This window comes from Empedobacter sedimenti (assembly GCF_030005555.1).
GTDB classification, from domain to species: Bacteria; Bacteroidota; Bacteroidia; order Flavobacteriales; family Weeksellaceae; genus Empedobacter; species Empedobacter sedimenti.
In genome coordinates, this window is the sequence record NZ_JASCQG010000009.1 from 74,748 (window position 1) to 85,749 (window position 11,002).

The 11,002-nt window shown below is 32.6% G+C and carries 13 protein-coding genes; 7 read left to right on the forward strand and 6 right to left on the reverse strand.

The window, feature by feature from the left end:
• Nucleotides 1-212: 212 nt before the first annotated feature.
• The 6 genes from QHG34_RS09835 to QHG34_RS09860 form a co-directional block, all read right to left on the reverse strand.
• The gene (locus tag QHG34_RS09835) at nucleotides 213-731 is read right to left on the reverse strand and encodes a plastocyanin/azurin family copper-binding protein (RefSeq protein ID WP_282630011.1); all 519 of its coding nucleotides are present in this window, start codon (nucleotides 729-731) and stop codon (nucleotides 213-215) included.
• A 94-nt stretch (nucleotides 732-825) separates the two neighbouring features.
• Nucleotides 826-1,473 carry a 7-carboxy-7-deazaguanine synthase QueE gene (locus QHG34_RS09840; protein ID WP_282630012.1) on the reverse strand — a complete coding sequence of 216 codons (648 nt, stop codon included), beginning with the start codon at nucleotides 1,471-1,473 and terminating at the stop codon, nucleotides 826-828.
• A 4-nt stretch (nucleotides 1,474-1,477) separates the two neighbouring features.
• Nucleotides 1,478-2,353, reverse strand: coding sequence for a bifunctional 5,10-methylenetetrahydrofolate dehydrogenase/5,10-methenyltetrahydrofolate cyclohydrolase (locus QHG34_RS09845; RefSeq protein WP_038336522.1), 876 nt, complete (start codon nucleotides 2,351-2,353; stop codon nucleotides 1,478-1,480).
• 114 nt (nucleotides 2,354-2,467) lie between these two features.
• Entirely contained in the window at nucleotides 2,468-2,959 is a 492-nt protein-coding gene (locus QHG34_RS09850) for a hypothetical protein (protein WP_282630013.1), read from the reverse strand.
• 105 nt (nucleotides 2,960-3,064) lie between these two features.
• Nucleotides 3,065-3,484, reverse strand: a complete 420-nt coding sequence (locus tag QHG34_RS09855; protein WP_282630014.1) for a hypothetical protein — start codon at nucleotides 3,482-3,484, stop codon at nucleotides 3,065-3,067.
• 1 nt (nucleotide 3,485) lies between these two features.
• Entirely contained in the window at nucleotides 3,486-4,487 is a 1,002-nt protein-coding gene (locus QHG34_RS09860; RefSeq protein ID WP_282630015.1) for an NAD(P)H-dependent glycerol-3-phosphate dehydrogenase, read from the reverse strand.
• A gap of 96 nt (nucleotides 4,488-4,583) precedes the next feature.
• On the opposite strand from QHG34_RS09860, the gene QHG34_RS09865 reads away from it, so the two are divergent.
• The 7 genes from QHG34_RS09865 to QHG34_RS09895 all read left to right on the forward strand — a co-directional run bounded on the left by QHG34_RS09865 (nucleotide 4,584) and on the right by QHG34_RS09895 (nucleotide 10,968).
• Complete coding sequence (locus QHG34_RS09865) at nucleotides 4,584-6,002, forward strand: lipopolysaccharide biosynthesis protein (RefSeq protein WP_280062637.1); 1,419 nt, start codon at nucleotides 4,584-4,586, stop codon at nucleotides 6,000-6,002.
• A 2-nt stretch (nucleotides 6,003-6,004) separates the two neighbouring features.
• A complete protein-coding gene (gene dut, locus QHG34_RS09870) occupies nucleotides 6,005-6,439 on the forward strand; it encodes a dUTP diphosphatase (RefSeq protein ID WP_038336568.1) in 435 nt (144 codons plus the stop codon).
• A 129-nt stretch (nucleotides 6,440-6,568) separates the two neighbouring features.
• The gene (locus tag QHG34_RS09875) at nucleotides 6,569-7,591 is read left to right on the forward strand and encodes a sugar phosphate nucleotidyltransferase (protein ID WP_282630016.1); all 1,023 of its coding nucleotides are present in this window, start codon (nucleotides 6,569-6,571) and stop codon (nucleotides 7,589-7,591) included.
• A gap of 6 nt (nucleotides 7,592-7,597) precedes the next feature.
• A complete protein-coding gene (locus QHG34_RS09880) occupies nucleotides 7,598-8,389 on the forward strand; it encodes a DUF4292 domain-containing protein (protein ID WP_282630017.1) in 792 nt (263 codons plus the stop codon).
• On the forward strand, nucleotides 8,389-10,056 hold the full coding sequence (locus tag QHG34_RS09885; RefSeq protein ID WP_282630018.1) for a peptidoglycan DD-metalloendopeptidase family protein: 1,668 nt from the start codon (nucleotides 8,389-8,391) through the stop codon (nucleotides 10,054-10,056). Before QHG34_RS09880 ends, QHG34_RS09885 begins: the two co-directional genes overlap by 1 nt.
• Nucleotides 10,057-10,093: 37 nt before the next feature.
• A complete protein-coding gene (gene tatA, locus QHG34_RS09890; RefSeq protein WP_282630019.1) occupies nucleotides 10,094-10,276 on the forward strand; it encodes a twin-arginine translocase TatA/TatE family subunit in 183 nt (60 codons plus the stop codon).
• Nucleotides 10,277-10,356: 80 nt separating this feature from the next.
• Nucleotides 10,357-10,968 (forward strand): DUF4254 domain-containing protein, encoded by a 612-nt coding sequence (locus tag QHG34_RS09895; protein ID WP_282630020.1) that lies wholly within the window; start codon nucleotides 10,357-10,359, stop codon nucleotides 10,966-10,968.
• Nucleotides 10,969-11,002: the final 34 nt, after the last annotated feature.

Below are 11,002 nucleotides of genomic sequence, written 5' to 3' on the forward strand. Positions count from 1 at the left end.
TTATTTGACGTGATAAACTTAAATAATTGTGAAATGTGTAAAAAAGAAATTAAATAGATAACTTATAATTGATGAGTTATTTATCCGATTTTTATTATAAAAAAACGTAAAAATGAAACTTTGTCCTGACATGTTTTGTGACAGTTTTACTCAATAAAAAATGCGAGCAGTTTAAAACTGCTCGCATTTAATGATGATATAAAAATTTGTTTTTAAATCGCTGTAATTTTTCCATTCATTGTAGCAAAATGTCCAGGGAAAGAGCATAAAAAGTCATAAGAACCAGCTTTTAATGTAAATTTTATTTGCTCGTTTTCTTTACCTCCTAAAAGCTTTGTATTTGCAATGATTTGAGATTTCAATTCTGTTGGAATATAATCTGTCGCTTTAGCAGAAGCCGCTTTGTTCGCAAATTCAGAAGCATCAGAACCTGGGTTTAACAAGATAAAATTATGTCCCATAGCTTCTTTTGACATTTCACCTGTATTCATCAAAATCAACGTTACTTCTTCTCCTGCTTTTACCGTAAATTCTGTTTTGTCAAAACGCATATCATCACCTGCTTTTAACACAATATGATTGTTTGTCTTAGCTTCAGGCGTTGCAGTTGTTTCAGAAGATTCAGCTGGAGCAGTACTATAATCAATCTCTGTCTGAGTTGATTCTTCTTTTTTTTCTCCACAACTCATAATCATTAAAGCTGTGAAACTCATTAAAAATAATTTCTTCATGATTCCATTATTTGATGCAATAAAAATAATGAAATACAATAACTTAAAAAAGTTTACTGAATATAAATAGAACTGATTTTAAGCAGATAAATCGCTAAGGAATATCCAAGTATTTGTGTGTTTGTAAAGAATAACGCCATTTCGGATTTTCTTTTACATACTCTACAATTGATGGAAGGTTTTTGTCGCGTTTGCTCCATTCTGTTTGCAAGAAAAGTGTACAATCTTTTCCAACACGAGCGGCTTGTTCTTCAGCAAACTGAAAATCGTGATTATTGAACACAATACATTTCAATTCATTTGCAGCTTCGCAAACTTCATCTAACGGCAACATTAATTTTTTTGGAGAAAGACAAACCCAATCAATTTCTCCACTCAATGGATAAGCACCCGAAGTTTCGATATGGATTCTTGCACCTTTTTCGTGTAGTTTTTTTGTCAAATAAGTTAAATCCCACATCAAAGGTTCTCCTCCTGTAATGATGATTGTTTTGGCTTGGGAAGTTGCCAAATCTACCAATTCATCAACGTTAGTTAAGGGATGCTTGTCAGCATCCCAACTATCTTTTACATCGCACCAATGGCAACCAACATCACAACCTCCTAATCGAATAAAATAAGAAGCCACACCTGTATACATTCCTTCACCTTGTATTGTGTAAAAATGTTCCATTACAGGCAATAATTTCCCTTCTTGTATCAATTGTTGTTCTTCTGCAGTTGTTGATGCAATGTGTATCATAATTTTATTTTTTGTTGTTGTATGCCAACAATGTGTTTTTTAATAACATAGCGCGTGTCATTGGTCCAACTCCTCCAGGAACTGGCGTTATCCACGATGCTTTTTCTTTTACATTATCAAAATCTACATCACCAGCTAATCTAAATCCTCGTGGATTAGTTTCGTCATCAACGCGCGTAATTCCTACGTCAACGATAACCGCTCCATCTTTTACCATATCAGCTTTTAAGAAACCTGGAACACCTAATGCAGTGATCACAATATCAGCTTCTTTTGTAAATTGTTCTAAATTTTGTGTTTTTGAGTGTGTTAACGTAACTGTACTGTTTCCAGGATTTCCGTTTTTACTCATCAAAATACTCATTGGGCGACCAACGATGCGAGAACGACCAATCACAACTGTGTGTTTACCAGCTGTGTCAATGTTATAACGCTCTAACATTTCCATAATTCCGTAAGGTGTAGCAGGTAAAAATGTTTCCATTTCTAACGCCATTTTCCCGAAATTCATTGGATGAAAACCATCTACATCTTTCTTAGGATCAATCGCATTGATAACCGCTTCTTGATCGATGTGTTTTGGTAATGGTAATTGTACAATAAATCCGTCCAATGTATCATCATTGTTCCATTTTTCAATTTCGGCAATCAAATCTTCTTGCGAAATTGTATCAGGCAAACGTAATTCTGAAGACTCGAAACCTACAAAATGACAATCCTTGATTTTATTGTCAACATAGGTTTGAGAAGCACCATTACTTCCTACTAAAATTGCACCCAAATGTGGTACACGAACTCCTTGGTCCTTGTAATTCTGCACCAGCTCCTTGATTTCTTGTTTGATCTCTTTTGCCAGTTTAATACCGTCTAAAATTTGCATTGTTTTGTTGTGTTTGCGCAAAGATACGGACAAATTGGAAAATAAATCATTAAGTTTTGAGTTGATGATTTTTGATTAAATAAAAAACCACTTCGTTGTGAAGTGGTTTTAGCATTATTGATATTTTTTCTGCGCTTCTTTTAAGTAATTAAAAACTTGCATTGTTTTCATCTTTTTTGAATCGGTATGAAAAATAAACAAACCAGTTTCGACATTGAAATAATAATCTTTGTCTCCATTTTTCAACTGAAACCATTCTAACAAACCATTTGTAAGATTAACACCAATCCAATTGATTTGTGAAGTTTTTAGGTCGAAAATAAAATTATCATTTGGATTATTTGTAGTGATATAATGTATTTGATCGTCCAAAACATACAAAACACCACTTCCTTGAAACGCTTTCATTTTCCAAAATTTTGATTGTTGATTTCCGAAGTTATAACGTAAAACTGCTTTGAATTCTGCATTTGTAGGAACTTTTTGTAAAAGAGCATTTTGTTTTTTTTCGCGCGATTTACTTGCTAAAAAAGCAATCAAAAAGATTAAAAGAATAGGTAGAATGAAGCATAATAACATTCCGAACAATGAAGCTAAGGTTTCCATAAAGAGAGATTTAAAGGTTTTGATGAAGGTACAAAATATTTTTTAACCTAAAAAAAGCTGTTAGTTTTCTAACAGCTTTTTGAAATATTTTAAATAAAGACTTTATTACAAATTACTCATTTTTTCTTCCACAATTTTTCGTTCTTGAGCTATTAAATTGTCTTCTTCTGTGGGGAATTGAAAAATTCCAGAATTGATACTTTCAATACGTTTCAAGACTTCGTAAGAAGCTTTTGCTTTTGTGATATCTTCACGATTTAGATAAATACGAATTGCTTTCATAAACGTCAAAATATTTTTCTTTTTCAATTCATCAACCAATAAAAATTGATCGCGTTCTTCGTTTGCTTCCAATAAAGTTGATAAATTATTATCATCAATCTTGTAATACGATTGTAACATTTGTTCAAAATAATAAAGAAATTCAGTATCATCCTTATTATCTATAAATTCTAAATTTAAAAGTTTACTTAGAATTTTAGCTAATTCTTCTATGTATTTTGTAATAAAATCTTTTCTAATCACCTTAATCTAATTTTTTAGACAACTTTTCGAAAGTTTTCTTCGCGTTTTTATCTTCGTATAAAATCTTATGAACCGCGTTGATAATTGGCGCTTTTATTTGATATTGTTCATTCATAATTGCCACACCTTTTGTTGCGTAATAACCTTCGGCAACCATATTCATCTCCAAAATAGCCGATTTTACGGTGTAACCTTTCCCAATCATATTCCCAAACATACGATTTCGCGAGAAAAACGAATATCCAGTTACCAACAAATCACCTAAATAAGCAGATTCGTTAATTTTACGTTTCATAGGACTTGTGGTTTTCAAGATATAATTCATTTCTCGAATCGCGTTACTCATCAAAACTGCTTGAAAATTATCTCCATAACCCAAACCATGTGCAATACCAGCTGCAATTGCATAAATATTTTTCAATACAGCACCAAATTCAGTTCCGTAAATATCGTTTGAAAGTTTTGTTTTGATAAAATCGCACGCCAAACAATCAGCAACAATTTGCGCTTTGTTTTCGTCTTGTGCCGCAATTGTCAAATATGAAAGACGCTCCAAAGCAACTTCCTCAGCGTGACAAGGTCCACTTACAATTCCTAATTGTTCTTCTTTTACGTCGAATTTATCAAACAAATATTGCCCTACTAATTGATAATGATCAGGAATAATTCCTTTGATTGATGTTACAACAAATTTATCTGTCAACGGAACAGTTAATTTACTTAAACAATCGACAACGTAAATAGATGGCACAACTAAAAAGATAATGTCAGAATTCATGACAACTTCGTTGATATCCGTTGATATTTTAAGTTTTTCTGACTTAAACTCAACATCAGTTAAATAATTTGGATTGTGTCTATTTCGCTCCAAATATCCTTTTACGTATTCATCTTTTACCCACCAGTTGAAAGTTTCAAGGTTTTTATTCAGCATTTTTGCAATCGCAGTTGCCCAGCTTCCATTCCCTATTAATCCAACTTTACGATTAGATAACTCTATCATAATATATGTATTGAACAGACAAAGTTAATTAATTTGTAGCTTAGGTATTTTGAATTTTACGAAAAGAAACTCAATTTTGTAAAAATTTTAACGACTTTGTATAAAAAGCTTTTTAGTGAGACCATTATCTACGGTATTGGCTCTATTTTGCCGAGGGTAATTATTTTAGCATTGAATTTTTTTATTATCAAGCAAGTTGATAATTCAGATTTTGCAATGTTTTCTCAATTATATTCTGCGGTTTCTTTCCTTAATGTCATTTTAACATTTGGTTTCGAAACAGCATTTTTCCGCTACGCAACCGAAGAAGGAATGTATCAAAAAGTGTTGAATACAGCTTTTTGGTTTATGGTAATGAGTTCTACTGCGATGCTCGTTTTGGTTTTTCTTTTTTTACAACCTTTGGCTGATTTTGCCAATTATAGCGATCATCCCGAATACTTGTTGTGGTTTGCGTGGATTGCGTTTTTTGATGCAATTTGTGTGATTCCTTTTGCAGTTCTACGTTTTAAAAATCGACCAATATTATATACAGCAATTCGCGTAATTCAGAATGTTTTTCAAGCAGTTTTGACAATTGGTTTGTTGTATTATGTTTCGAAAGATTTTATGCTAAGTTTAGGTTTCGATAATGCGATTTCCTATCCATTTATTGCGAATTTATTAGCGAGTATTTTAGGTTTTGTATTGTTAATAGGCGTTGTACGCCATGTTCAATTCAAATTTGATCAACCTCTTTTCAAGCAAATGTTTTTGTACGGATATCCGATTATGATTGCTGGTTTGGGTTATATTTTGAATGAAAATTTCGATAAATTAGTTCAACGACAATTAATAGATCCAGCAGCAGCGGGTTCTTATGGCGCTTGTTACAAATTAGCAACATTGATGACGCTTTTCGTAACAGCTTATCGAATGGGTATAGAACCATTTTTCTTTAAAGTTGCCAAAAAAGGAGATGCAAAACAGACGTATGCGAATATTCTGTTCTTTTTCAGTATCATTTGTAATATTGTGATTCTTGGAATTTTAGCAAATATAGATTGGATTAAGAAAATATTTGTTCCAAATTCAACGTATTGGAATGCTTTAGATATTGTTCCAATTATTTTAATTGCGAATTTATTTTTCGGAATTTATTACAACCTTTCAACTTGGTACAAAGTAACGGATAGAACAAGTATCGGAACTATAATTTCATTGGTTGGTGGTGCAATTACTATTATTTTGAATGTTTTTTTATTGCCAAAATATGGTTTTATGGTCTCTGCTTGGACAACTTTATTAGCGTATGGTGTAATGATGGTGATTTCGTACATTTGGGGGCAGAAAGTTTATCCAATTCCATATAAAGTGAATAAAATTCTATTGTATATGGGAATTGCAATTGCTTTAGCATGTACAAATTATTATATGCTCGATTCTAATTTAATAATTGGCAATCTAATACTTATCGTGTACATTGCGTTTATTGCGTTTGCGGAAAAAAATACACTTAAAAAACTAAGAAAATAAAGATGAAAGTAAAAGTTATCAATATCTCGAAACACGCTTTACCAGAATATAAAACAGCTTTATCGGCTGGAATGGATTTAACGGCTAACATTGATGCACCAATTGAATTAAAACCTTTGGAAAGAAGATTAATTCCAACAGGATTGAGTATCGAATTACCAGCAGGTTACGAAGCGCAAGTTCGCCCTCGTAGTGGAATGGCGTTAAAATATGGTTTAACTTGTTTGAATTCTCCTGGTACAATCGACGCTGATTATCGTGGAGAAATCGGTGTTATTTTAGCAAATGTTTCTAACGAAGCAGTGACAATCAACGACGGTGAACGTATTGCACAATTAGTGATTGCGAAACACGAAACTGTTGAGTGGGAAGAATCAAACGCTTTAAATGAAACTGAACGCGGAGCTGGAGGTTTCGGAAGTACAGGAAAACAATAATTTTTTTGTCATTCTGATTTGAGTTCAAGAAGATATTTAAGTGTCATTCTGAGCCTGTCGAAGAATCTAAAAAATGAATTAATCCAATTATAAAATATCAATCTAACAAAAAATATTTTTAGAAATAAAATGAAAATTATTATCCCAATGGCAGGACGTGGTTCACGTTTACGCCCTCATACATTAACAACACCAAAACCATTAATCCCTATTGCCGGAAAACCAATCGTACATCGTTTGGTAGAAGATATTGCAAAAGTTTGTTCAGAAAAAATTGACGAAATTGCTTTTGTAATTGGTGATTTTGGCGCTGAGGTTGAAGCTGATTTAATTGCAATTGCAGAGAAATTAGGAGCAAAAGGAACAATTTGTCATCAGTTAGAGCCGCTTGGAACAGCACATTCTATTTGGATGGCGAAAGAAGCTTTGGACGGACCAACGGTTGTGGCGTATGCAGATACATTATTTCGTGCAGATTTCAAATTAGATATGGAATCGGATGGCGTTGTTTGGGTAAAACAAGTCGAAAATCCTTCGGCTTTTGGTGTAGTGAAATTAGATGATAACAATGTTATTACAGATTTCGTTGAAAAACCAAAAGAATTTGTATCGGATTTAGCAATTATCGGGATTTACTTTTTCCGTGATGGACAAAAGCTATATAAAGAAATTGAATATTTATTGGAGAATGATATTCAAAAAGGAGGTGAATATCAATTGACAGATGCATTAGAAAATATGCGTGCTGCAGGTGATAAATTTACGCTTGGAAAAGTGGACGAATGGATGGACTGTGGTAACAAAGCGGTTACAGTTGATACCAATACACGTGTGTTGAATTTAGATAAAGAAGATTTTAAAACGATTTCTTCTTCTGCAAAAATTGACAATTCATTAATCATCGAGCCATGTTTTATTGGAGAAAATGTTGTGATTAAAAATTCGAAAATTGGACCTTTTGTTTCATTAGGAAATGGAACGGTTGTTGAAAACTCGAATATTGATAACAGTTTGATTCAAGAAAATTCAATCATCAGTAATGCAAATCTTACAGATACAATGATAGGAAATAATGCCAAATATTATGGTGTTTCGCGCAGTATCAGTTTAGGAGATTACTCAGAATTGGATTTTAAATCTCACGAAGCTTAATAAATTATGATCAAGAAATTAACGTATATCTTTTGTTTAGGAGTTCTTACAACAGCTTGTAATACTCAGAAAGTAGTAAAAGTTGATAAAAATAGTAATACTGAAGTTGTATCAGCTTCAGCAAAGATTATTCAGCAAACCTTGTCAAAAAAGTCATCATTCAAAGATTTAACGATCAAAGCGAAAGTGACAGCAGATTTGGGTGATGCAAATGCTACTATTGCTGTAAAAAACGGAAAACAGATATGGGTTAATGCAACGAAATTTGGACTTACAGGAGCTCGCGCCTTAATTACGCCAAATGGTTTTTCGGCTTACGAAAAAATCGGTGGAACGTATTATGAGGGAGATTTTTCTATCGCAAATAAATTATTGAAAGTTGATTTTATCGATTATCAAAAATTACAAAATTTGATGTTAGGAAAAGTTTTTGTTGATCTAAATCCTGCAGATTATACAGCGAATTTTACAAATAATCAATATACGGTTACTTATAATAAAAATCAATCAATTTCAACTTCTCCAAAAGAAGGCGAATACATACAAACATATGTTTTTGATAATGGTTTTCGATTAAAAGAAGCGCATTTAAAAGATCCAAAACGTATGATGGAAGTAGATTTGACATATAGTAATTGGGTAACAGCTGGAGCAGAGGAATTTCCTAAAAATGTTAAAATTATTATAAAAGAGAAAAAAACGCGTCAAATAGACTTGGAATATAATAGTTTTACGTTTCAAGAAACGAATACACCTTTCTCAATTCCAGATGGGTATAAGAAAAAAGAAATAAAATAATGAAGTTTGTTTTATCAACCATATTTTTAACGTTGTCATTGGCTGTGTTTGCGCAAGTTCCGTATAATAAAACGAACTTACAAAAACAGAATGCTCAGCTTAAAAAAGAGATTTTAAACTTAAACAAACAATTACAGGAGAATCAAAAAAACTCGAAGTTAAATGTTGATTATGTACAGAATTTGTCTAAAAAAATACAAGTTCAGACAAAATTGGTTGGCAATTTAAGTAAAGAGAAAAGATTCATCGAAGACGAAATTTATTTAACTCAATTAGAGATTAATAAACTTTCGCGCGAGTTGGTGGAATTAAAAAAAGACTACAAACAGGTTTTAGTTAGAGCTTACAAAAATAAATCTGTCGAAAATAAATTGCTTTTTGTGCTTTCTTCTAAAAGTTTAGGAGAAGCTTATCGTCGTATCAAATACTTAGAAAAATATTCGGCTTTTCAATTAGGACAAGCGAATGAGATTATTGGTAAACAAACTGATATTCAGACTAAAAAAGCGAAGAAAGAAAGAGCTAAACAAGACAAGGATAAAGTACTTTCTCAGCAAGTGCTATTTTCTCAAAATTTAGAAAAAGAACGTCTAACAAAGGAAAAAGCTGTTGAGGAATTCCGAAAAAATGAAGGCGTTATTGCGGCTGAAATTAATGCGAAAGAAGCTCAACAACGCCAAATTGATGCACAAATTAAAGCAATTATTGAAGAAGAAATTCGTCAAGCGAAGATTCGTGCAGAGAAAGATTTGAAAGATTGGAATGAAGCTAAACGTGGAAATACAATTGCTGCTTATAACGAGTATTTAAGAGATAACCCGAAAGGAGATTATGCGAAGTCTGCTAAAACAGCTATCTTACGTATCGAAAATGATGCAAAAGCTTGGAATATTGCACGTTCGGCGCATACAAAACAAGCGTATCAATCATATTTAAATCATCATCCAACTGGTAGCTTCGTATCAACTGCAAAAACAGAAGTTTCTAAATTTGAGCAATTAGAAAGAGAAGCTGAAGCAGAACGTCAGCGTATTATTGCGCAACGTAAAGCTGAAGAAGAGGCTAGATTAAAAGCTCAGAAAGAAGACGATGCACGTAAGATTGCTGCTGCGAAAGCTGAAGCAGAACGTAAAGCAAAAATAGAAGCAGAACAAAAAGTTGTAACTAAAGTTCCAGAAAAAGAACGTGTTGTAAAAGTAGATGCTGTAAAACCATCTGTAACGCATGCAGAACGTCCAGATTCTGATGGAATTTCAGGAGAGTTTTCATCAAATAAAGGGCGCTTACCTTGGCCAGTAGATAAAGGAACTGTTGTAAGTAGATTTGGTTCTAACTCGCATCCAGTCTTATCAAATATTACTACTCAGAATAGTGGTGTTGATATTTCAACTTACAAAGGAGCTCAAGCACGAGCTGTATACGAAGGTGTCGTACAAGCTGTAATGAGTGTTTCAGGAAATGGTAAATCAGTGTTAGTAAGACATGGTTCATACTATTCAGTTTATACAAACTTATCAAGTGTAAGTGTTTCTAAAGGAGATGATGTTAAAAGAGGTCAATCATTAGGAACTGTTTATACAAGTGGTGATGGAGAGACAGTCATGAATTTCCAAGTTTGGAGTGGAACATCGAAACAAAATCCTGCCCTTTGGGTAGCAGGAATGTGATAAATAAATAATATATTTGCATTAAAATCAATTCAGTATGGGATTAGGCGGAAAAGAATGGATCGTAATCGTACTTGTTGTGTTATTATTATTCGGAGGGAAGAAAATTCCTGAATTAATGAGAGGATTAGGTTCGGGTTTAAACGAATTTAAGAAAGCAACAAAAGACGAAAACAAAACAGAAGCTACAGATACAACTTCTGAGAAAAAAGAAAATTAAAATTATTTTTAATTCAATAAACAAGCATTGTAATTGTATGTTCAACTACAATGCTTTTATTTTATAAACAAACACAAAACATGAAATTTACAGATAAAGCTTGGTCAATTTTTAATCAAAGTATTAATGATTATCACCAATATGATGATGTAAATCGTCAAATCGAGAATCCTTATAGCGAAGAAGATTTAATTTCGCACCTATTGTACAAGAAAAATTGGATTGATACAGTTCAGTGGCATTTAGAAGACATTATTCGTGATCCACAAATTGATCCAGTTGAAGCCTTAAAATTGAAGCGTTGGATTGATAAATCAAACCAAGAACGTACAGATATGGTAGAATATGTGGATAGCTGGTTTTTACAACAATATGCTAATGTTGAGGTAAAAGAAGACGCTAAGTATAACACAGAATCTCCGGCTTGGGCAATTGACCGTTTTTCTATTTTGTCGCTTAAGGTTTACCACATGAAGCAAGAAGCGGAACGTACAGATGCAACAGCAGAACACAAAGCTGCTTGTCAAGCAAAATTGGATGTTTTGAATCAACAACATCAAGATTTATCTATAGCTGTTGAAGAATTATTATCAGATTTTGAGAATGGTGACAAATACATGAAAGTGTATAAACAAATGAAAATGTATAATGACGAGGATTTGAATCCTGTTCTATATGCAAACAAGAAATAATTTTCTTTAAAAAATACAATATATAGAAAACTCA